Genomic DNA, 22,212 nt, shown 5'->3' with positions numbered 1-22,212 from the left:
GGGAGGGCGTGCTCGGGAGCACGCCGCGTCGGAGGGGTGCTCGTGATCGGAGCGACCCGTGGTCGGCCTTAGGTGAGCCTTACCTTAGCAGTGGCCCCGCCGCGATCGGCAAGCCGGTCGTTCGGCGTCGAGTGATCGTCAAGATCGTGCACGACCCGCAGAGAAGGGCGGCATCATCCCGATGACCTTCTCGCAGGCCTCGACGAGGGCGAGGGAGTCCTGGAGGTTGTCGCGGACATCGTCCGGGTGGAGATCGGTGAGCGTGTAGTCGCCCTCGTGCCGCAGTCGCCTGACGACGTCGTAGACCCCCAGCAGCCCTCTCCCGCCGCCGAGCATCGACTGGACGGCTCGACGAGGGGCGATGTGCCCGCCCTTCTTGGTGGATCTGAGACCGCGGTCGAGGAGCACGGCCTCCAGCGCCTTCCTGTTGCCGGCGTGCAGGGCGTCGGCGGCGATCTCCGTGTCGTCGTCGATCAACGACCGCGCTGTCTCCACGTGTCGGCGGGCCTTGGTCAGCAGCGCTCTCGCGCCCGCGGCATCGGCGGGACAGGCCTCCAGGTCTCCGTCGGAGACCATCGCTTCGAGATCGGCCTGCCCGTAGCTCACGGGAGCAGCTCCAGCCTCGGCTCGCCGAGGATCCTCGTCACGATCTCGTCCTCAGCAGCGTCCCAGCGGTCATCGCTCAAGAATGTCACATTCACCTCGCGTCGCAGGGCCTGGTCGAGCGGGTCGAGGGCGTCGTAGACATCGCGACGGACCGGGCTCCCGACGATGAGCAGGTCGATGTCGTCCGGCGCCGCTCCCGGGGCTCCCGTGGACCGCGCGGCGAACGACCCGAAGATGAGGGCCCGGCTGATGCCGGGGACATCCGCGAGTGCCGTCGTGATCAGGGCCTGCGGGCCGCGCGACAGGGTGATGAGCGTCCGCAGCGGCGCGACGGCAGGGTTCGCCTCGTCAGGAGCGAACAGTGCGCTGCGGCCGACCGTGGTGCGTACGAGCAGCCCTGCGTCGACGAGCCTCGTGAGCTCGCGGTGGAGGGTCGGCTGGCTCGCGCCCGTCGCCGTGATGATCTCCCGCGTCGAGAGCGGCCGATCGCTCAGCAGGAGTGCTTCGAGCGCAGCAGCCTGTGCCTCCGTCTTGAAGATGGGGAGGGTGCCGTCGTTCCTATTCATGATGTGGATCATGCTATTCATTTTCTGCATGAACATGGAAATGTCCGTGTCGGGGGTGCCGGGTAGACAAGGGGCGATGACTCCCTCGCCGCTGCTCGACGTCCGTCGCATCTACGCCGAGCCCGAGGCGGCGGCGTCGCCCCGCGGGCAGGAGATCATCGGGCGCTGGCCCGAGGCCACCGTCGTGCCGGTCGAGTCGCACTGGCGGATCCCCGAGGTGCACGGCGACGAGGCGAACGTGCGCCGGTGGGTGCGCATCAAGACCGAGGCCCTCGTGCTCGGCGTCAAGAAGAGCGTCGTCACCCGGCCGAACGGGCGCTCGGCCGACTTCATCGCCCCGTCGCTGGCGAACGGCTGCGCGATGGCCTGCGTCTACTGCTACGTGCCGCGGCGCAAGGGCTACAGCAACCCGGTCACGCTCTTCACGAACGTCGAGCAGATCTCGCGGCACCTCGCGCGTCACGTGCAGAAGCAGGGCCCGAAGACCGAGCCGAACCAGTGCGACCCCGAGGCGTGGGTCTACGACATCGGCGAGAACAGCGACTGCTCGGTCGACGCGCTGCTCGCCGAGAACGTGCGCGACGTCTGCGAGCTCTTCCGCATGACGCCGACGGCCAAGGCCTCGTTCGCCACGAAGTACGTCAACCGCGACCTGCTCGAGTGGGACCCTCAGGGCCGGTCGCGCATCCGCTTCTCGCTGATGCCGGCGGAGGTCGCCAAGGTCACCGACCTCCGCACGAGCCCGATGAGCGAGCGGATCGCCGCGGTGAACGACTTCGTCGCGGCGGGGTGGGAGGTGCACCTCAACTTCTCGCCGGTGATCATGACGCCGGGGTGGCTCGACGACTGGCGCGAGCTGCTGCGGGAGGTCGACGACGTGCTGTCGCCGGCGGCCAAGGAGCAGGCGGCGGCGGAGATGATCTTCCTGACGCACAACGCCGCCCTGCACGAGGTGAACGAGCGCTGGCACCCGAGGGGCGAGGAGCTGATCTGGCGCCCTGACCTCCAGGAGGCCAAGACCTCCGAGAACGGGGCGGAGAACCTGCGCTACCGGTACGACCTCAAGGCACAGGGGGTCGCCGCCCTCACGGCGCTCGTCGCCGAGGTCGCGCCGTGGTGCCGCATCCGGTACGCCTTCTGACCGGGGAGGTACCCTTGTCGTCGTGTCCGCCTCCCTCAGTTCGTCGTCGTGCCGTCGTGCGCGCGTGCGGGCTCAGGCGTTCCCCAACCGCCTGGTGCTGACGAAGCGCACCTGCGGCACGAACGGCTGGATGAGCCTCTGGGGCAGCAACGCCCACGGCGAGATCGCCGGCTGCCCGCCGCCAGCGGCGTAGACCTGCGGGCCCCGAGCCCGGCAGGTCGCCCCCCGACCCGTCACCGCTCGACTCGACCCCTCTAGGACACCGTGCCCGACTCCGCCACGCCCGCCCCCGCCTCCTCGACGCCGCCCTCGCCCTCGGCCGCGCCCGCCTCCCGGGCCCAGCGCCTCTCGCGCTTCGTCAGCCGTGACACCACGGGCGGCCTGCTGCTGCTCGGGGCGACCGTGCTCGCCCTGGTCATCGCGAACAGCCCGGCCGGCTCGTTCTACGCGCAGGTCCGTGACACCACGTTCGGCCCCGAGGCGCTGCACCTCCACCTCAGCGTCGGCACCTGGGCCGCCGACGGCCTGCTCGCGATCTTCTTCTTCGTCGTCGGCCTCGAGCTCAAGCAGGAGTTCGTCGCCGGCTCGCTGCGCGACCCCCGGGTGGCCACCCTGCCGATCGCCGCGGCCGTGGGCGGCGTCGCCCTGCCGGCGCTGATCTTCACCGCGATCAACATCGGTGCCGGGCCCGACGCGCTGCAGGGCTGGGCCATCCCCGCCGCCACTGACATCGCCTTCGCGGTGGCCGTCGTCGCGGTCGTGGGCAAGAAGCTGCCGCCGGCGCTCCGAACCTTCCTGCTCACCCTGGCCGTGGTGGACGACCTCATCGCCATCACCATCATCGCGATCTTCTACACGGCGGGCATCGCGGTCGTGCCGCTCCTGCTCGCCCTGCTGCCGCTCGCCGCGTTCGCCGTGCTCGTGCGCCGCGGGGTCCGCTCGTGGTGGCTGCTCATCCCGCTCGGCGTCGTCGCGTGGGCCCTGGTGCACGCGTCGGGCATCCACGCCACGATCGCGGGCGTCGCGCTGGGCCTGCTGGTGCCGGCGATCGCCACCCGGCGGGCCGGCGTGACGCACGTCGACGCCGACGGCCACGAGGAGCGCCACGCGCTCACGCACCACTTCGCCGAGCGTTGGAGCCCGATCTCGTCGGGCGTCGCCGTGCCGATCTTCGCCTTCTTCTCGGCGGGCGTCTCGGTGGGCGGCTTCTCGGGCCTCACCGAGTCGCTCCGCGACAGCGTCGCGATCGGCATCGTCGTCGCCCTCGTGGTGGGCAAGTCGGTCGGCATCACGGGGGCATCGCTGCTGGTGACGCGCCTCCCCGGCATCAAGCTCGACCCGAGCCTCCGCTGGCCCGACGTCGTCGGCCTCTCGCTCGTCGCCGGCATCGGGTTCACCGTCTCGTTGCTCGTCGGCGAGCTCGCCTACGGCACCGGCAGCGAGCAGGACGACGTGGTCAAGGTCGGCGTGCTCGTCGGGTCGCTCATCTCAGCCGTGCTCGGCGGCGTCGTGCTGTCGGCGCGCGGCCGCTGGCACGAGCGCCACCGGACCGAGCAGGGCGTCACCGCCCCGTAGCCTGGCCCGATGAACGAGCGCGACGACGACGTCCGCCGCCGGATGGCGGCCCACGAACTGTACACCGACGGGGGCCCGGGCCTGGAGGACCTCGCCGAGCGGCGCGTGCGCGGCAAGGAGCTCGCGTACGACTACAACGCGACGCGGCCGCGGGAGACCGAGCGCCGCCGCGAGATCCTCGACGAGATGCTCGGCTCGGTCGGCACCGGGGTCTGGGTCGAGCCCCCGCTGCACGTGGCCTACGGCGACAACGTCGTGCTCGGCGACGAGGTCTACGTGAACTTCGGCCTGACCGTGGTCGACGACGTGGCCGTCGTGGTCGGCGACCGGGTGATGATCGCGCCGAACGTGACCATCAGCACCACCGGGCACCCGGTGCACCCCGAGGTGCGGCGCGACGGCAGCCAGTTCTCGGCGCCGGTCCACCTCGGCGACGACGTCTGGGTCGGCGCGGGCGCGGTCATCCTGCCCGGCGTGACGGTCGGCGCCGGCTCGGTCGTCGCGGCCGGGGCCGTCGTGACGGCCCACGTGCCGCCGATGGTCGTCGTCGGGGGAGTGCCGGCGCGGGTCCTCCGTGAGGTCACCGACGCCGACCGCGACCACCGCTGGCGCGAGCCGCGCTCGCTCTGAGGCCGGCAGCCCGGGGGAGCAGGGCTCCCGAGGAGTCGCGGGTCGGGCCTCAGGCGCCGGCCGGCAGCGGGGCGCGGAACCAGTCGAGCAGCGACCGGACCGACGGCTCGAGGTCCGGGCGCGAGCGCGCGACGTCGAGCGAGGCGCCCGACACGTCGGCGTAGCCCGGGATCTCGTCGACGAGGGTGTCGGTCGTGGCGCGGTAGCCCATCGTCCACGCGCCGAAGCGGCGCTCGTCGATGGTCTCGCGGAGCAGGACGTCGAGGTCGGTGTGGCGGGGGTCGGCGGCGATGAGCGCGTAGCGCTGCTGGACGGCCTCCTCGGGCCCCTCGAGCACCTGGACGAACCGGCCCTGCTTGTGCATGAGGAAGCCGGAGAGACCCAGGCGACGGTTGTTGGCGCGGCTGTTCATCAGCAGGGTGGCGAGGTCGCCGTCCGAGAACGGGGTGCGGGCGGCACTGGTGTAGACGAGCGAGAGCACGGGGTCCTTCCGAGAGAGGTGCTCACCGAGCCTGCCCCATCCCGGCACCCGGTGCCACACCCCGATCTGGGGCGTGCCGGGAGCGCGCCGGAGGCGTGGCGGGGTGCGACCACGTGCGACGAGCGGGAGTCGTGGTCCGGATCCGCTGATCCACTCCGGGGTGGATCAGCCTTCCTGGACCGTCCTGCCCGGGGGCCCAGCCGTCTCGCTCCGCTGCGCCGCGCCTCCTCGTAGGCTCCCCGCATGACCATCGACGTCGAGCACGCGTACTCGCTCCGAGCCGGCGAGTACGTCGAGCACCTCGGGTCGATGTCGTCCGTGCACCCGTCCGACCGCCAGCTGGTGGAGGCGTGGGCCGCCGACGTCGACGGGCCCCTGCTCGACGCCGGGTGCGGGCCCGGGCACTGGACCGCCCACCTCGCCGGGCTCGGTGCCGACGCCCGGGGCGTCGACCAGGTGCCGGCCTTCGTCGAGCACGCCCGCGCCGCCCACCCCGCCGTGCCCTTCACGGTCGCGAGCGTCGACGCCCTGCCCGACCGGGCCGGGACGCTCGGGGGAGTCCTGGCCTGGTACTCGCTGATCCACCACGAGCCCGCGGTGGTGGGTCGCGCGCTCGCCGAGTCCGCCCGGGCCCTCCGCCCCGGCGGGCGGCTGCTCGTCGGCTTCTTCGTCGGCGACGAGCTGGAGCAGTTCGACCACGCCGTCGTGACCGCCTGGCGCTGGCCGGTCGGCTGGCTCGCCGACGAGCTCGGCGCGGCGGGCTTCGAGGTCGTCGAGACGCACACCCGGACGGGCTCGCCGAAGGGTCCGCGGCCCCACGGTGCGGTGCTGGCCCGCTCGCGGGGCTGAGGCGTCAGGCGGGCCCTCGCCGCGCCTTCCTCACGCTCCGACGGCGGCGGCGACGAACTCGATCTCCACCCGTGCTCCGCGGGGCAGGGCTGCGACCCGGTAGAGAGCGCATCCTGGATGACGGGCCGCCGGGTGCGCCGAGCGCGCCGCGGCCGCCCCGCGCCGCGATGACGGCGGCGACCACCACGGCGGCGCCCGCGATCGTCCACGCCGCGACCGCGACCGCGCCCGCCGGGTGGACGACCGACTGCCCCAGCGACGCCTGCACGGCGAGCAGGACGGTCGCCGCCCCGTAGGCGACCGCCGCCACCAGCACCAGCCGGAGCTGGACGACCGACGACGCCAGCAGCGGCACCCGCCGCCCGAGCGCGCCGAGCAGCAGCGCCGCGAGCGGCAGGGCCTGGAGGGCGTGCATGCCGACGAAGTGGGCGACGCGGTAGTCGCCGCCGACCGTGCTCCACCCGAGCAGGGCCAGCCCCGGCCCGCCGTCGACGACGCCCACGGCGTGGGCCCCGACGATGCCGGTGGGGCTCGCGATCTGCGCCCCCGTGGGCCCGGTCATCAGGAAGGCCACGCCGATCCCGCCGAGGGCGATCAGGGCGCCCGCCCGGACGGCGGCCGTGAGGGCCGGCGTGGGGAAGCGCAGCCCGACGAGCATCAGCGACGTCACGAAGGTGCAGAGGTACATGACCGTGATCGCGACGGCCATCGTGCCCCAGACGACGACGTGCAGGCCGTCGGAGACGTTGAAGTGGCTCGTCGTGCCGGTGGCGACCGCCCAGACGATGAGCACCTGCTCGACGAGCAGCGTCGCGGCGATGACCGTGCCGAGGCGCCCGGCGAGCACCCGGCGACGCGGCAGGTGCGCGATCAGCCACGCCCAGGTCACCGCGTAGAGGCCGATCGAGAGCGAGAACTTGAGCGGCTTGGCCCACGCGGGCGCGCCGAGGATCGTCCGGGGGTCGACCACGAGGCCGATGACGCAGGCCACGGCGCACACCGCCATCACGGCGGCCAGCGCCATGAGCGGAGGGTGCCAGGCGACGGCCCGGCGCAGCCCGGCGCTCACCGGGCCACCGCTCGGGCGTGCTCGAGCGTGGCGGCGACGCCGACCGACGCCGGGGTCGCGGTGAGGCCGAGCTCGCGGGAGGCGCGGCTCGAGTCGAAGACGTACGGGGCCGTGCTCTGGTACGTGAGCTCGAGCGTCTCGCGCGCGGCCGGCGCGACGAGCGCGCCCAGGCGGAGCGTCGCCAGGCTCATCACCGACATCCGGTCGGGCGCGACGCCGGCGAGCTCGCCCCACTCCCGCCCGGTCAGGGGCGGTGCCGTCGGCACGTGCCAGGTCCGGCCCCGGGCGCGCTCGTCGGTGCCGAGCACGGCCAGCGCGTCGCCGACGTCGGGCGTGTAGGTCAGCGAGTGCGGCTGGTCGGCGTCGAGCAGCCAGGTGGGCCGCTTCCCCGCCACCACGCGGTCGACCACGAATCCCTGGAACGCGCTGGTGGCGGCGCCGGGGCCGTAGAAGTCCGCGCTGCGGGCGGTCGTCACGGTCAGCCCGCGGCTGCGGAGGGCGTCGAGCTGCCCGAGCGCCTCCGCCCGCACCGCCCCCTTGCGGCTGGTCGGGCGGAGCGGCGTCTCCTCCGTCATCGGGCCGTCGACCGGCCCGTACGCGTAGACGTTGTCGAGGTGGACGAGGTGGACGCCCTCGTCGAGGGCGGCCCGGGCGGCGTGGCGGACGACGGTCGGCCACTGCTCGCGCCAGGTGCGGGTCGAGTACGGCAGGCCCGCGACGAGGTAGGCGACGTCCGCGCCGCGCAGCGCGCGGCGCACGTCGTCGCCGTCGAGGAGGTCGGCGACGACCGAGCTGCCGTCCCCCTCCGTGACGGGGCGTCGGCCGACCGTGACCGGGTCGTGGCCGCGGGCGCGGAGCGCGCGGGCGGTCTCCCGCCCGACGACGCCGTGGCCGCCGAGGAGCACGTGCCGCGACGCGCTCACGAGCGTCGGCCGTCCTGGTCGGCGACCGGGAAGAGGTCGTGCGTGACGTCCTCGTGCGCGAGGCGGCGCAGGCCGGCGAAGAGCGGGTCGCCGAGCACGGTGCCCACGACCATCAGCTCCGCGACGTCGTCGCGGTCGTGCCGGCCGCCCAGCGCCTCCACGTCCGCCCGGGCGGCCGTCGCCGCCGCGGTCAGGTACGCCTGCAGGTAGTCGTCGGTGGGCTCGAAGTCGATCGTGGCCAGCCCGTCGAGGGCGCGGGCGGCGGCGTCGAGCCCGGGGTTCTCGTCGGTCGTCGCCCAGCCGGCGGCGCTCGTCAGCGCGGCCACGCGCTCGCGGGCCGCGGGGCTCGGCGCGGCGTCGTGCGCCCGGGGCGAGCTCATCGCGTGCTGAGCCGCGGCGAACGCCTCGGCCAGCGGGGCGTCGTCGGCGTCGAGGGCGGCGAGGACGTCCTTCGTGGCCGCGACCGAGAGGCCCCCGACCTCGAGCAGGGCCCGGACGAGGCGCACTCGCCGCACGTGCCGGTCGTCGTACGAGGTCTGGTTCGGGGCCGTCTTCTCGCCCGGGGGCAGCAGCCCCTCGCGTTGGTAGTACTTGACCGCCGTGAGCGGTGTGGTCGCCTCCTGGGCGAGTTCGGATATGCGCACTATCGGAGAGTAGCGCTATCCATTCGTGCGGCACAAGGGGTGGCGACCCCCGTCGACGACGAGGAGGCGCGGTGCAGGTCTCCCCGCACCGCGCCTCCCGCAGGCTGCTCGCGCCTACTTCGTCAGCGGACCGTAGAGCGCCGGCGACGTGCGGGCGTGGGTCGCCTGCTCGAACGCGTAGCCGAGGCCGATCAGGGTCGACTCGTCGTAGTCGCGGCCGAGGAACTCGAGGTTGACGCCCGCGCCCGTGACGGTCGCGTCGGCCGCGATCGCCTGGCCCATCGGCACCGTCACGGCCGGCATGCCCGTGTTGGGGCTGAGGCGCATGTTGGTGCTGAACGAGTTGTACGCGACCGCGGAGGGGTAGATCAGCGCGTCGAGGTCGCCCCCGTCGAGCATGGCGGTGACGAGCTGCTGGCCCGCGGCGATCTGCGTCGTGTGCGACCCGGTCGGGCCGGCCCAGGCCTGGTACTGCGCCTCGGTCACCGCGGCGCGCGCCGTGTAGATGCTGGCCCGCGACTGGACGTACCGACCCGACGCCTGGATCTCGGGGATCGTCCGCGCCGTGACCTCGGGGGCGAGGTGGTCGCGCGTGTAGGCGGCGAGGTCGTGCGCGAACTCGTTCGTGCTGCCGCTCGACTCGGAGAGCACCCGGGCGAACCCGGCGGGCGGCGTGACCGCGACGACCGTGGCGCCCTGGGCCCGGAGGGTCGCGAGTGACGCGGCGAAGAGCCGCTGCGTCGTCGCGTCGGTGCTGACCATCGAGGCGACGTAGCCGATCCGGGTGCCCTCGAGCGCCGTCGGGTCGAGCGCGGCCGTGTACGAGGTCGGCACGCGGCCCTGCTGCTCGGCGGTGACGGGGTCGCTCGCGTCGACGCCCGTGACCGCGTCGAGCGCGATCGCGGCGTCGGTGACGCTGCGGGCGAGGGGGCCGCCGGTGTCCTGGCTGAGGGCCAGCGGCACGATGCCGGTGCGGCTGGTGAGCCCCACCGTGGGCCGGACGCCGACGAGCTGGTTGTACGACGACGGGATGCGGATCGAGCCGCCCGTGTCGGTGCCGAAGCCGATGCCCGCGAGGTTCGCGGCGATCGCCGCGCCCGTGCCGCCGCTCGAGCCGCCGGCGGTGCGGCTCGTCACGTACGGGCTGGCGACGAGGGTCGTCTGCCCGGCGGGCTGGCCCGCGGTGTACTCCGAGGCGAAGCCGTAGGCGAACTCGTCGAGGCTGGCCTTGGCGAGGATCACGGCGCCGGCGTCGCGGAGCCCCGCGACCATGGTCGCGTCGTCGTCGGTCTGGTTCGCGTCCCAGCAGCCGCAACCGGCCGTGGTCGGCATGTCGAGGGTGTCGTAGTTGTCCTTCACGGCGATCGGCACGCCGAGCAGCATGCTCGTCATGCCCTGTGAGGCGCGCGTGGCGTCCGCCGCGGCGGCCGCGGCGAGGGCCTCGTCGTTCGTCGTGATGATCGAGTGCAGCGGGCGCCCGTCGGCGGCCGGGTCGACCTTCGCGGTGTCGTACGCAGCGATGCGGGCGAGGTAGTCGGTGGTGAGGTCGACCGAGCTGACGACGCCCGCGTTCATCGCGGCCTGCATGTCGACGGCGCTGGCCTCGACGAGCTGGAACTCGCCGTCGTCGTAGATCGCGCGCTGCGACACCGCGGCGACGTCGGCCACGGTGATCACGCCGTCGGCGTCGACGTCGGCCGGGGCGACCGCCTCGAACTCGGCGGAGGGCGACGTGGCCCCGAGGGCGGCGGAGACCAGCTCGAGGTCGGCCGCGGTGACCTGGTCGTCGCCCGTGAGGTCGAGCTCCGTGTAATACGGCGCGAGGAACGCCGCGACGGGCGCGTCGTCGGCGGCGGCGCCGGGCGCGACGACCAGCCCGCCGACGGCGAGGGCCGAGATGATCGAGGTCGCGGCGACCGTGGCGGTGCGTCGGCGAGGGGTCATGGCGGGCAGTCTCCGGGGTGACGGCGACGAGGGCGTCGCGGGGGCGAGGGGAGCGTGGGAGTCGCGGGCCGGCAGCCCGGCCCGGTCGCGGGCGCTCATCGGGTCGCCGCCGCACGGCGACGGAGGGCGACCGCGGCCACGACGAGCAGGCCCAGCACGAGCAGCCCTGCTCCGCCGGCCACGAGGAGCCAGCTGTCGGAGCCGGTGAACGCGAGGTCGTCGCGGGAGCCGGTGGCGGTCGGGCGGCCGGCGGCCGCGCCCGTGACGGGCGTCGCGGCGGTGGGGCTGGCCGAGGGCGCGGGCGCGCCGGCCGTCGGGCTGGCGGACGGCTGCGGGGCCACCGGCGCGGCCGCGACCGCGACGACGGCGGAGGCCGTCGGCGTGACCACGAGGCTGCTGCCGTCGGCGCCGATCAGCTCGACGGAGTCGAGGGACACCGCGGCGCCGCCCGCGGCGACCGCGGTGAACTGCAGGTCGACGGTGAGGTCGCCGGTCAGGGCCGGGGAGCTGCCGAGCCGCGTGTGCAGGATCGAGAGCGACCCGTCGGCCACCTGGACGTCGTCGAAGCCGCCGCTCGGCGAGGTGGCGCTGTCGGCGACGTAGTCGAGGGCGACGTCGTCGAAGCCGAGCTCGAGGTCGTACGCGTAGACGTCGGCGGTGCCGGTGAGCACGACCGAGACGTCGACGACGTCGCCGACCGTGGCGGTCGCGGGGGCCGTCACGGTGGCCGAGGCCAGGACGGGGGCGGCGGAGGCGGGGGAGGCGCCGAGCGCGACCGCGGCGAGGGCCAGGGCGACGGCCGTCGCGGAGCTGCGGGCGCGCGGGAGGCGCCGACGGAGGGGCTTCATCGGGAGGGAGTCCTTCTCATGGGGAGGAGCGGCGGAGGGTGGTGTGCAGGAGGCTCGAACGGTATCCAGGGCGTGTTTCCGGCTCACGCTCAGCTCCGTTTCGGGTTCGTTACGACTGGCCGAGGCTCGGGGCGACGGGCGGCGTTGTGCGCCTCTGCCCGGCCTGTCACCATGAGCGCGGGCGGAACGCCCCCCTCAGACAGGAGACGACATGGCCGACGACGGCTTCACCAAGGAGGAGCGCGCCGCGATGAAGCAGCGCGCCGCCGAGCTGCGGGTCGAGGCGAAGCGCCAGAAGCTCGCCGACAAGGCGGCGGCGGAGGAGGCCGACGCGCTCGCCGCGATCGCCGCGATGACGGACGTCGAGCGGCCGATCGCGCAGATGGTGCACGAGATCGTCGCCGAGCACGCCCCGAGCCTGCGCCCCAAGACCTGGTACGGGTTCCCCGCCTACGCGCGGGAGGACGGCAAGGCCGTCGTCTTCTTCCAGCCCGGCGCCAAGTTCGGCACGCGGTACTCGACCCTCGGGTTCCAGGACGGCGCGCAGCTCGACGACGGGGTGATGTGGCCCACGGCGTACGCCGTCACCGGCGTCGACGACGCGACCCGCGCCTCCCTGGGGGCTCTGGTCCGACGCGCCGCCGGCGACTGACGGGCGCTCACCGGCGGCGGCAGCGCCCCGGCGGTGGCAGGGGCGGACGCCGTCGGGGTCAGACGCTGTCGGGGTCGAGGTTGATCGTGTTGCCGTAGATGAGGTACTGCTGGTCGCCGGTGACGAGCAGGCCGGCGTTGAGGTAGATGAGCGCGGCCGGCGTGATGCCGAAGCGTGCCGCGACGGCGTCGATGGTGTCGCCCGCCGCGACGAGGTAGCCGCGCGGGCCGCCCGCGGGCGTCGACGACACGACGGTGCCGGTCGCGAGGTCGGCGGAGCCCGAGTCGGCGACGACGATGTTCGTCTGGCGGCCGGGCACCGACCACGTGACGGGCGTCACGGCGAGCACCTTCTCGGGGCCGATCTCGACGGGCAGGTCGGCTCCGTCGGTGGCGGCGGAGTAGGTGACCAGCGTGCCGAGGTAGCCGGGCGTGCTCGTGCCGAGCAGGGTCGAGGTGGTGAGGGCGGGCTCCGTCGTGGGGCCGCCGAGCTGGAGGTCGCCCGGGCCGTGCGCCGTGAGGCCGTCGCCGACGCTCGGCGCGATCTCGATCAGGGTCGCGCCGACCGGCACCGGCAGCGTCGAGGTGAAGCCGGAGTACTCCATCGAGAAGGTGTCGTCGCCGTTCGCGGTCGCCCGCCAGTGGTAGGCGACGCTGCCCTTCGGCGAGCGGACGTCGCCCTCGGAGACGACCGTGCCGGCGGCGACCGGCGTGACGAACGGTGCGGGGACGGCGGGGTCGGCCGGCGGCGCCGTCGCGGGCCGCGGGGTCGGCGAGCCGGTGGCTGTCGCGACGGTCGGCGTGGGCGAGGGCGTGCTCGGCGCGACGGCCTGGGCGGTGCGCGTGGCGGTGCTGACGGGCGTCGGCTCGGCCTCGCCGGGCCAGAGGGCCCAGCCGACCGCGCCGATGGCGATCGTCGCGACCGCGACGACGCCGCCGACGATCGCGATCACGCGGCCTCGGCCGCGCAGCGGTGCCTCGGTGCTCGTGGTGGTGCTGCCCGTGGTGGTGCTGTCGTCCATCTGTCGTTCCCCCTCGGGCCAGCCTAGGGGGGTCCGCGGGCCGGGCGCGAGCAGCGCCGCCCCCTGCACCGCCCCGCACCGCAGCAGCGCTCGCGCTCGCGCCGGCTCCCACGTGCGCAAGCCCCCGTCGCACATCGGACGAGGCGGGGCGCACGGCGGAGCGGAGCAATAGAGTTGGCCCCGGTCCGTCACGCGACGGCGCGTCTCCCGCGGGCCGTACCGCTCATCCGCTCCAGGAGGACCACCCGTGACCGAATCCGTTCCCGTCGACCCCACCTCGACCGAGGCGTGGCAGCAGCTCGCCCGCATCGCCGACGGCTTCTCGCCCGACCTCCGCGCCTGGTTCGACGCCGAGGCCGACCGTGCCGAGCGCCTCACCTTCCAGGCCGCCGACCTCACCGTCGACCTCTCCAAGGGCCTCGTCACCGACGAGGTCCTCCAGCACCTCCTCCAGGTCGCCACCGACACCGGCGTCGCGGAGCGCTACCGGGCCATGATCTCGGGCGAGCACATCAACGTCACGGAAGACCGCGCCGTGCTGCACACCGCCCTGCGCCGCCCGAAGGACGGCGCCGAGCTGGTCCCCGCGGCCGGCTTCGTCGTCGACGGCCAGGACGTCGACGCCGACGTCCACGCCACGCTCGACAAGGTCTACGCCTTCGCCGAGAAGGTCCGCTCCGGCGAGTGGGTCGGCGTCACCGGCAAGCGCATCGAGACCGTCGTCAACATCGGCATCGGCGGCTCCGACCTCGGCCCCGTCATGGTCTACGAGGCGCTCAAGCCCTACGTGCAGCAGGGCCTCGAGGTCCGCTTCGTCTCCAACATCGACCCCACCGACGTCTCCGAGAAGACCGTCGGCCTCGACCCCGAGACCACCCTCTTCATCGTCGCGTCGAAGACCTTCGGCACGCTCGAGACCCTCACCAACGCGCGTCTCGCCCGCGACTGGCTCTGGCGCGGCCTCGCCGCCGCCGGCGCCCTCGACGACACCGACGAGGCTCGGAAGGGCGCCGTGGCGAAGCACTTCGTCGCCGTCTCGACCGCCCTCGAGAAGGTCGCCGCGTTCGGCATCGACCCCGAGAACGCGTTCGGCTTCTGGGACTGGGTCGGCGGCCGCTACTCCGTCGACTCCGCCATCGGCACCTCGGTCGTCATCGCGATCGGCCCCGACGCCTGGCGCGAGTTCCTCGCCGGCTTCCACGCCCTCGACGAGCACATGCGCACCGCTCCGCTCGAGCAGAACGTGCCCGTGCTGATGGGCCTGCTCAACGTCTGGTACTCGAACTTCCTCGGCGCGCAGAGCCACGCCGTGCTGCCCTACTCGCAGTACCTGCACCGCTTCCCCGCCTACCTCCAGCAGCTCACGATGGAGTCGAACGGCAAGAGCGTCCGCTGGGACGGCTCGCCCGTCACCACCGACACCGGCGAGGTCTTCTGGGGCGAGCCCGGCACGAACGGCCAGCACGCGTTCTACCAGCTCATCCACCAGGGCACCCGCATCGTGCCCGCCGACTTCATCGCGGTCGCCAACCCGGCGCACCCCCTGAAGGACGAGTCGGGCGACGGCAGCACGGTCGAGCCCGGCCAGGACGTGCACGCGCTCTTCATGGCGAACTTCTTCGCGCAGTCGAAGGCCCTGGCCTTCGGCAAGACGGCCGACGAGGTCCGCGCCGAGGGCACCGCCGAGGCGGTCGTGCCCGCCCGCGTCTTCAGCGGCAACCGCCCGACGACGTCGATCCTCGCCCCGGCGCTGACCCCGAGCGTGCTCGGCCAGCTGATCGCGCTCTACGAGCACATCGTCTTCGTCGAGGGCACGATCTGGGGCATCGACTCGTTCGACCAGTGGGGCGTCGAGCTCGGCAAGCAGCTCGCGCTGCAGATCGCCCCGGCGGTCGACGGCGACGTCGCCGCGCTCGAGGCGCAGGACAGCTCGACCGGCGCGCTGATCGCGAAGTACCTGGAGCTGCGCGACTAGCGAGCGACGAGGTCACCGGGCGAGGGCCCGGGGGAGGCGCGGTGCAGGCTCGACCTGCACCGCGCCTCCTGCGTCCGGGCCGTGTCGTCGGCCCCCGCCGGGCTCAGCCCGCGGGCGGCACGCGCACGGTCAGCGCGTGGTGCGCGACCGTGATGGCGACCTCGCTGACGAGGCCGCGGGGGTCGCCGTCGATCTGGATCTCCTGCGGGGCGGCGAGCTGCACGCGCATCGCCCGCGCCTGGGCGAAGCGCATCGAGCGGGGCCGGGGGCTCCACCGGGTGACGACACGGCCGATGCCGGTGCGGTGCAGCAGGCGGTTGAAGGCGAGCCGGTAGCCGATGTACGTCCACCCCGGACCGCGCCCGGGGCGGAGCACGACGGCGTCGAGCAGCCCGTCGTCGACGACGGCGTCCGGGATCATCAGGATGCCCGCGGTCAGCGTCCCCGAGTTGCCGACGATCACCGTGTGCACGCGGGTCGACACAGGGGGCTCGTCGTCGAGCGCGTACGTCATGTCGAACTGGCGGTTGCCGAAGACGCTCCGCGCGATCGGGTCGGAGTACGCGAGCCAGCCGATCCGGGCCTTGAGCCGGGGGTCGGTGTGCCCGGCCATGTGGGCGTCGACGCCGATGCCGGTCATGACGAGGAAGGCGTGGCGCGTGCTCGTCCCGTCGGGGCGCCCGAGCTCGACGGTGCCGACGTCGACCGGGCGGTCGCGGCCGCCGAACGCGGTCTCGACCGCCGAGCGCAGCGCGTTGAGGGGCAGGCCCAGCTCCCGGGCGAACAGGTTGCCGGTGCCCGCGGGCACGAGCCCGAGCGGGGTGCCTCGCCCGGCGGCGACCTCGGCCACGGCGCGCAGCGTGCCGTCGCCCCCGGCCACCACGAGGAGTCGCGGGTCGGCCGCCAGCGCCGCCTCGGCCGCCGAGCGCCCGTCGTCGCCCGCGCTCGTCTCCCACCAGGTCGCGGGAGCCCAGCCGAGCCGCTCCTCCTGCTCGGCCACGAGCAGCCGGAGCGCGGCGACGTCGACCTTCACCGGGTTGACCACCACGGCGGCCCTGGCGGGTGTCGGAGCGTCGTGCCGGGGTGGTTCCACAGGCGAGACCCTAGTGCAGGGCGCCGGGCCGCCCGCCGGTACACTCCCAGACGGCAGATCCCCTGCCTCAGCCGCCCGTGGAGGACACCATCGCCGAGTCGTCCCCCCGCCGCGGCGGCCCGTCGGCCGACCGGCCCTCCGTGCACTGGTGGTCCGCCCGCGGCCCGGAGCGGCACCCGCCCGGAGCGCCGGTGTTCGTGCTCGTGCACGGGCTGGGCCTGTCGCACCGTTCGTTCAGCCGGCTCGCGGCCGCGCTCGTCGCCCACGGGCCCGTGCTGGCCCCGGACCTGCCCGGCTTCGGGCGCTCGCCCGGCCCGGGGCGGCGCCTGGCGATCCCGCAGCTCGCCGAGGCCCTGCTGCCGAGGCTCGACGCGCTCGCCTCGGCCCCGCTCGCCGGTCCGGTCGTGCTCGTCGGGCACTCGCTCGGCGCGCAGGTGGTCGTCGAGATGGCCCTGCGTCGCCCCGACGTCGTCGCGGGCGTGGTGCTGGTGGGCCCCGTCGTCGACCGCGTCGCGCCGAGCGTCGTCGGCCAGGGCCGCCGGCTCGCCCTCGACATGCTCGGCGAGCCGCCGCTCACGAGCGCCATGGTGACGCGTGACTACCTGCGCGGCGGCCTGCTGTCGTACGCGGCGGGCACCCGCTCGATGCTCCGGCACCCGATCGACGAGCGCCTCCCCGGTCTGGCGGCGCCGCTGCTCGTGCTGCGGGGCCGCCACGACCCCGTGGCGCCCGCCCGCTGGGCGGACGAGCTCGTCGCGCTCGTCGTCGACGGCGAGGCGCGCGACGTGCCCGCCGCCGTCCACAACGTCGTGCACTCGCGGGCCGCGGAGGTCGGCCGTGAGGTCGTCGACTTCGCCCGGCGGTGCTGCCCAGGGGCCGTGTCGCAGGTCTGACATCGATGTCGTCCACCCCTTGCCTCGGAATGAGCTGTGTGGATACGATCAGCCGGTCGAGCCCCTGGCCCCCGATCACGGGGTCGGTGAGGGCCGACGTCCCCCTGGTGAGCCACCGCGCACGATGTCGTGCGCACCGGCCCGCCTGCTCGTGATTACAAGGGAGTAGTCGTGACCGTCGTCCCCACCCGCCCACCTCGAGGCCGAGCCGGCAGGGCGACGCGCCGCGTCGCCGTCGGCACGGCCCTCACCGCCGTCTCGGCCCTGCTGCTGTCGGGCCTGCCGGCCCTCGCCGCCGTCGCCGCCCCGGTCGACCTCGCCCGCTTCGGCACCGTCACCGCGTCGGCCTCGCAGTCCGACGCCGACGGCACCTTCCCCGCCGAGGCCCTGAACGACGGCGACGCCGCGACCCGGTGGGCCAGCGGCAACGGCCCCGACGAGGACGTCCCGTTCACCGCCTCGGTGATCGTCGACCTCGGCGGCGTGGCCCGCGTCGACGCGATCGGCCTCGACTGGGAGTCGTCGTACGCGACGCGCTACACGGTCGACGTGACCACCGGCGACCCGGCGCTGGCCGAGAGCTGGACCACCGCCCAGACGGTCGACGCCGGCGACGGGCAGCGCGACGAGGTCGCCCTGTCGGCGCCCACCGACGCCCGCTACGTGCGCGTGAGCATGCTGCAGCGCTCGGCGGCGACCTGGGACGCCTCGCGGCCGCACTGGTACGGCTACTCCGCCTACGGCCTCCAGGTGTACGGCGAGGCGCAGACCCGCTCCGTCAGCTTCGACCGCGCGACCGCGACCGTCGCCGCCGGGCAGACCCTCACCGCCGGCCTCAGCCTGACCGGCACCAGCGACGAGCCCGTCAGCGTGCGGGTCCGCTCGACCGGCGGCACCGCCGTCGCCGGCACCGACTACCGGGCCGTCGACGAGACGGTGACCTTCGCGCCCGGCGAGACCACCGCCTCCGTCGCGCTCGAGACGATCTCGACCGGCGCGCTCAGCCCCCGCCGCACGGTCGAGCTGACCGCCTCCGACGCCAGCGAGCCGACCGTCGTCGGGTCGCGCGGGTCGCTGGCCGTCACGCTCACCCCGACGGGCGAGCTGCTCAACATCGGCGAGACCCGCGTGCTCGACGACTTCGAGGCCGGGGTGCCCTCGGGCTACTTCGGCTGGGGCGCCAGCGCCGCGGTCACGCCCGCGCTCTCGACCGTCGCCGCCGAGCGCGAGGGAGCCGCCGGCACCCAGGCGCTCAGCGCCGTCGTCGCCGGGCCCACCGCCCCCGACAGCTGGTACGGCTTCTCGCACGACCAGCCCGCCGCCGACTGGAGCGACGCCGACGGCTTCTCGTTCTGGTTCAAGGGCGCGGCCAGCGGCCAGCAGCTGCGGTACGAGCTGAAGAACGGCGGCGTGCTCTTCGAGACGAGCGTCACCGACGACAGCACCGACTGGAAGCGCGTCAGCGTGCTCTTCGCCGACCTGCGCGTCAAGGGCCAGCCGACCAGCGACACCCGCTTCGACCCGTCCGCCTCGACCGGCTTCGCGGTGACGCTGACGCAGCTCGGCGCCGGCACGTACCTGGTCGACGACGTCGCCGTCTTCGACCGCGCCACGATGATCGAGGACTTCGAGGGCGACGTGCCGCTCAGCACGACCGCCGACCCCGTCGGCTTCTTCACCTGGGGCTCGCCGGCACCGACCGAGCCGACCATCAGCCGCGAGGTCACCGTGCAGGAGCGCGGCGGCGACGCCGGGAACCACGTGCTCTCGGGGCAGTTCTCGATCCCCTCCGGGGGCTACGGCGGGCTGAGCCACAACCTGGCCGACAGCCAGGACTGGTCGAGCTACCAGGGCATCCGCTTCTGGTGGTACGCGTCGCAGTCGAACAACCCGGCATCGCCGACGGCGGGCGCCGACATCAAGCTCGAGATCAAGGACGGCGACCCGGCCGGCGGCGACACCGCGGAGACCAGCGAGCTGTGGGCCACGACCTTCAAGGACAACTGGGGCAGCAGCACCTCGCGCTGGAAGCTCGTCGAGCTGCCCTTCTCGTCGTTCACGCCGTCGGGCTACCAGCCGGGCGACGCCGCGACGACGAACGGCACCCTCGACCTGACGGCCTCGTTCGGCTACTCGTTCACCTTCACGCCGGGCACCCCGGCGCCCGTCGGCTGGGCGATCGACGACACGCAGCTCTACGGCACCCCCGCCTCCGCGGCGTCGGTGACCGTCGACTCCACGCAGGACGTCTGGCTCGTCGACGCCGGCCAGCCGGCCGAGGTCGCACTGACCGTGACGACCGCCGGTGACGAGCCCCTCGCCTCCGACGTGTCCGTCGACTGGGCCACCGCCGACGGCACCGCCGTGGCCGGCACGGACTACGACGCCGCGTCGGGCACCGTGACCTTCCCGGCCGGGAGCGCCTCGGGTGCTCAGCAGACGGTCACCGTGGCGACCCGCGCCTCCGCGGGGGCCGCCGAGGCCAAGGAGCTCCAGGTGACGCTCGCGTCGACCACGGCGAAGGTCGGCGACGGCCCGCGCGTCGTGCTCGCCGCGCACGACCTGCCGTACCTCGACGCCTCGCTGCCCACCGCCGACCGCGTCGCCGACCTGCTGGGCCGGATGACGCTCGAGGAGAAGGTCGGGCAGATGGCCCAGGCCGAGCGCCTCGGCCTCACGTCGACGAGCGACATCAGCGACCGCGCCCTCGGCTCGCTGCTCAGCGGCGGAGGGTCGGTGCCCGAGGGCAACACCGCCGTCGCCTGGGCCGACATGGTCGACGCGTACCAGCGCGAGGCCCTGTCGACCCGTCTGCAGATCCCGATGATCTACGGCGTCGACGCCGTGCACGGCCACAGCAACGTGGTCGGCGCGACGATCTTCCCGCACAACACGGGGCTCGGCGCCACCCGCGACCCGGCCCTCGTGGAGGAGATCGCCCGGGTCACGGCTCAGGAGGTGCGCGCCACGGGAGTGCCGTGGACCTTCGCCCCCTGCCTCTGCGTCTCGCGCGACGAGCGCTGGGGCCGCAGCTACGAGTCGTTCGGCGAGGACCCTGCGCTGGTCCGCACCTTCGCGGCCCCGTCGGTGCTCGGCCTGCAGGGCGACGACCCGACCGACATCGGCGGCGCCGACGAGGTGCTGGCCACGGCCAAGCACTGGGCCGGCGACGGCGGCACGACGTACGACGAGTCCGTGGCCGGGACGGGCGCCTACCCGATCGACCAGGGCGTCACCGAGGCCGGGTCGCTCGAGGAGTTCACCCGCCTGCACGTCGACCCGTACCTGCCGGCGCTCCAGGCCGGCGTCGGCACGATCATGCCGTCGTACTCGGCGGTCGACCTCGGCGACGGCCCCGTGCGCATGCACGAGAACACCGCCCTGAACACCGACCTGCTGAAGGGCGACCTCGGCTTCGAGGGCTTCCTCATCAGCGACTGGGAGGGCATCGACAAGCTGCCCGGCGGCACCTACGCCGAGAAGGCGGTGCGGTCGGTGAACTCGGGCCTCGACATGGCGATGGCGCCCTACAACTACGGGGCCTTCATCGACAGCATCGTCGCGGCCGTCGGCTCCGGCGCCGTGTCGCAGTCGCGGGTCGACGACGCCGTCCGCCGCATCCTCACCCAGAAGTTCGACCTCAACCTGTTCGAGCAGCCCTTCGCGGACCGCACGAACGTCGACGGGGTCGGCTCCGCCGCGAACCGCGCCGTGGCCCGCCAGGCCGCCGGCGAGTCGCAGGTGCTGCTGACGAACGAGGGAGGCGCGCTGCCGCTCTCGAAGACGGGCTCGCTCTACGTCGCCGGCTCCAGCGCCGACGACCTCGGTCGCCAGATGGGCGGCTGGACGATCAGCTGGCAGGGCGGGTCGGGCGACACGACGACGGGCACGAGCATCGCCGAGGGCATCCGCGAGGTCGCCCCCGACGCCGCCGTGACCGTCAGCCCCGACGCCTCCGCCCCGATCGGCGCCGACCAGACCGGCGTCGTCGTGGTGGGCGAGCGCCCGTACGCGGAGGGCCAGGGCGACGTGCCGAACAACGGCTCGAGCCTCTCGCTGACGCCCGCCGACCAGGCGACGGTGGCGAAGGTCTGCGCCGCGACGGCCACCTGCGTGGTGCTCGTCGTGTCGGGCCGGCCGCAGCTGCTCGGCGACGTCGTCGGCCAGGCCGACGCCGTGGTCGCCTCGTCGCTGCCCGGCTCCGAGGGCGCCGGCGTCGCCGACGTGCTGTTCGGCGACCGGCCCTTCGCCGGCCGCCTGCCCGTGACCTGGGCGGCCAGCGCCGACCAGGTGCCGATCAACGTCGGCGACGCCGACTACGAGCCGCTCTTCCCCTACGGCTGGGGCCTCCGCACCGACGGTGCGCGTGACCGGGTGGAGGCGCTGGTCGCCGGCCTGCCCGAGGGCGCGGCCCGCGAGGCGGTCCAGGCCCTGCTCGACGCCGACGTCTGGGGCGACGACGGGAGCGTGACCGACCCGGCCGCGGCCCTGCGCCTCCTCCTGGCTGCGGTGGGCCCGTTCAGCGGCACCGACCTCGGGGCGATGACCACGGCCGACGTGCTCGTGTCGCTCGCCCGTGACCTCGCGCAGGCGGCGATGACCGACGGCACGGCCGCGGCGGGCTCGGACGCCCTCACGGCCGACGCCGAGGCCGCGCTGCAGCGCGGACTGCCCGACGTGGCCCTCCGGGGCTTCGCCGCGGTGCTCGGCATCGACCTCGAGGTCGACGAGCCCACGAAGGCGATCGTGCCCGGCACGCTCGACCCCGCGACCGCCCGCCCGGGCGACTCGGTGTCGATCACGGCCACCGGCTTCGTCGCCGGAGAGGCCCTCGCCGGCACGGTGTTCTCGGAGCCGCAGTCGATCGGCACGGCGACCGCGACGGTCTCGGGCGTCGGCGTGCTGCGCTTCACGGTGCCGGCCGACCTCGAGCCGGGGGCGCACGTCGTCGAGCTCGAGGGCGCGGGGCAGATCGCCCGCGCGACGCTGACGGTGCTGGCGGCCGACGGCCCCGGCGACCCGGGCACGCCCGGCACGCCCGGTGCGGGCACGCCCGGGACGGGGGTGCCCGGTGCCGGAGCCGGCGGCTCCGACGGCCCCGGCCGCGTCTCCGCCGCCCGCGGTCCGCTCGCCTTCACCGGCTCGGACGCCTGGGTCGGCATCGGCGCCGCGGCCCTCATGATGATCGTGATGGGCGCCTGGCTGACGCTCCGTCACCGTCGTCGACAGGGCAACGACTGAGCGGTCGCGCCACGTCGCACTGACGACGGAGGCCCCCGTCCCTTCCCGGGGCGGGGGCCTC

General features: G+C 74.3%; 19 protein-coding genes. 9 read left to right on the top strand and 10 right to left on the bottom strand.

The window, feature by feature from the left end; genetic code table 11:
* Positions 1-138: 138 nt before the first annotated feature.
* Together IFT45_RS11330 and IFT45_RS11325 are read right to left on the bottom strand one after the other, a co-directional pair.
* Positions 139-606, bottom strand: a complete 468-nt coding sequence (locus tag IFT45_RS11330; protein ID WP_185231484.1) for a hypothetical protein — start codon at positions 604-606, stop codon at positions 139-141.
* Positions 603-1,208, bottom strand: coding sequence for a MarR family transcriptional regulator (locus IFT45_RS11325; protein WP_192128213.1), 606 nt, complete (start codon positions 1,206-1,208; stop codon positions 603-605). Before IFT45_RS11325 ends, IFT45_RS11330 begins: the two co-directional genes overlap by 4 nt.
* 40 nt (positions 1,209-1,248) lie before the next feature.
* Between IFT45_RS11325 and IFT45_RS11320 the strand changes: the two genes are divergently transcribed.
* The 4 genes from IFT45_RS11320 (at position 1,249) to IFT45_RS11305 (ending at position 4,518) form a co-directional block, all read left to right on the top strand.
* Entirely contained in the window at positions 1,249-2,313 is a 1,065-nt protein-coding gene (locus IFT45_RS11320; protein ID WP_192128211.1) for a spore photoproduct lyase family protein, read from the top strand.
* Between the two features lie 22 nt (positions 2,314-2,335).
* Positions 2,336-2,506: a hypothetical protein gene (locus tag IFT45_RS11315; RefSeq protein ID WP_156369882.1), complete on the top strand. Its 171-nt coding sequence runs from the start codon at positions 2,336-2,338 to the stop codon at positions 2,504-2,506.
* A gap of 71 nt (positions 2,507-2,577) precedes the next feature.
* Positions 2,578-3,888 (top strand): Na+/H+ antiporter NhaA, encoded by a 1,311-nt coding sequence (nhaA, locus tag IFT45_RS11310; protein WP_192128209.1) that lies wholly within the window; start codon positions 2,578-2,580, stop codon positions 3,886-3,888.
* Between the two features lie 9 nt (positions 3,889-3,897).
* Entirely contained in the window at positions 3,898-4,518 is a 621-nt protein-coding gene (locus tag IFT45_RS11305; RefSeq protein WP_056052449.1) for a maltose acetyltransferase domain-containing protein, read from the top strand.
* Between the two features lie 49 nt (positions 4,519-4,567).
* Here the strand turns inward: IFT45_RS11305 and IFT45_RS11300 are convergent, their stop codons facing one another.
* Entirely contained in the window at positions 4,568-4,999 is a 432-nt protein-coding gene (locus tag IFT45_RS11300; RefSeq protein ID WP_056052452.1) for a BLUF domain-containing protein, read from the bottom strand.
* A gap of 243 nt (positions 5,000-5,242) precedes the next feature.
* On the opposite strand from IFT45_RS11300, the gene IFT45_RS11295 reads away from it, so the two are divergent.
* Entirely contained in the window at positions 5,243-5,848 is a 606-nt protein-coding gene (locus tag IFT45_RS11295) for a class I SAM-dependent methyltransferase (RefSeq protein WP_192128207.1), read from the top strand.
* A gap of 4 nt (positions 5,849-5,852) precedes the next feature.
* Here the strand turns inward: IFT45_RS11295 and IFT45_RS11290 are convergent, their stop codons facing one another.
* From IFT45_RS11290 to IFT45_RS11270, 5 genes are all read right to left on the bottom strand, one after another.
* Positions 5,853-6,872, bottom strand: coding sequence for a hypothetical protein (locus IFT45_RS11290; RefSeq protein ID WP_244637931.1), 1,020 nt, complete (start codon positions 6,870-6,872; stop codon positions 5,853-5,855).
* Between the two features lie 41 nt (positions 6,873-6,913).
* Positions 6,914-7,840: an NAD-dependent epimerase/dehydratase family protein gene (locus tag IFT45_RS11285; RefSeq protein WP_192128205.1), complete on the bottom strand. Its 927-nt coding sequence runs from the start codon at positions 7,838-7,840 to the stop codon at positions 6,914-6,916.
* Positions 7,837-8,484 (bottom strand): MerR family transcriptional regulator, encoded by a 648-nt coding sequence (locus tag IFT45_RS17860; RefSeq protein ID WP_056052461.1) that lies wholly within the window; start codon positions 8,482-8,484, stop codon positions 7,837-7,839. The genes IFT45_RS11285 and IFT45_RS17860 overlap by 4 nt, the downstream gene beginning before the upstream one ends.
* A gap of 114 nt (positions 8,485-8,598) precedes the next feature.
* Positions 8,599-10,428: an amidase family protein gene (locus tag IFT45_RS11275; protein ID WP_192128203.1), complete on the bottom strand. Its 1,830-nt coding sequence runs from the start codon at positions 10,426-10,428 to the stop codon at positions 8,599-8,601.
* 95 nt (positions 10,429-10,523) lie between these two features.
* Entirely contained in the window at positions 10,524-11,276 is a 753-nt protein-coding gene (locus IFT45_RS11270) for a cohesin domain-containing protein (protein ID WP_056052467.1), read from the bottom strand.
* A gap of 211 nt (positions 11,277-11,487) precedes the next feature.
* On the opposite strand from IFT45_RS11270, the gene IFT45_RS11265 reads away from it, so the two are divergent.
* On the top strand, positions 11,488-11,928 hold the full coding sequence (locus IFT45_RS11265) for a hypothetical protein (RefSeq protein ID WP_167258177.1): 441 nt from the start codon (positions 11,488-11,490) through the stop codon (positions 11,926-11,928).
* Between the two features lie 58 nt (positions 11,929-11,986).
* On the opposite strand, the gene IFT45_RS11260 is transcribed toward IFT45_RS11265, so the two are convergent.
* Positions 11,987-12,949: a LysM peptidoglycan-binding domain-containing protein gene (locus IFT45_RS11260; protein WP_192128201.1), complete on the bottom strand. Its 963-nt coding sequence runs from the start codon at positions 12,947-12,949 to the stop codon at positions 11,987-11,989.
* Between the two features lie 247 nt (positions 12,950-13,196).
* Between IFT45_RS11260 and pgi the strand changes: the two genes are divergently transcribed.
* The gene (pgi, locus tag IFT45_RS11255; protein ID WP_192128199.1) at positions 13,197-14,924 is read left to right on the top strand and encodes a glucose-6-phosphate isomerase; all 1,728 of its coding nucleotides are present in this window, start codon (positions 13,197-13,199) and stop codon (positions 14,922-14,924) included.
* Between the two features lie 103 nt (positions 14,925-15,027).
* Here pgi and IFT45_RS11250 read toward each other — a convergent pair whose 3' ends face one another.
* Entirely contained in the window at positions 15,028-16,017 is a 990-nt protein-coding gene (locus IFT45_RS11250; RefSeq protein WP_371810979.1) for a diacylglycerol kinase family protein, read from the bottom strand.
* 77 nt (positions 16,018-16,094) lie between these two features.
* Between IFT45_RS11250 and IFT45_RS11245 the strand changes: the two genes are divergently transcribed.
* A complete protein-coding gene (locus IFT45_RS11245) occupies positions 16,095-16,910 on the top strand; it encodes an alpha/beta fold hydrolase (RefSeq protein ID WP_192128197.1) in 816 nt (271 codons plus the stop codon).
* Positions 16,911-17,081: 171 nt separating this feature from the next.
* Positions 17,082-22,151 (top strand): glycoside hydrolase family 3 N-terminal domain-containing protein, encoded by a 5,070-nt coding sequence (locus IFT45_RS11240; RefSeq protein ID WP_192128195.1) that lies wholly within the window; start codon positions 17,082-17,084, stop codon positions 22,149-22,151.
* The last annotated feature ends 61 nt before the right edge of the window (positions 22,152-22,212 follow it).

The sequence above is a fragment of the Frigoribacterium sp. CFBP 13707 genome, from assembly GCF_014842245.1.
GTDB lineage: Bacteria > Actinomycetota > Actinomycetes > Actinomycetales > Microbacteriaceae > Frigoribacterium > Frigoribacterium endophyticum.
Note: the sequence above shows the minus strand (reverse complement) of the source record. Positions and strands in the feature narration are given on the sequence as shown.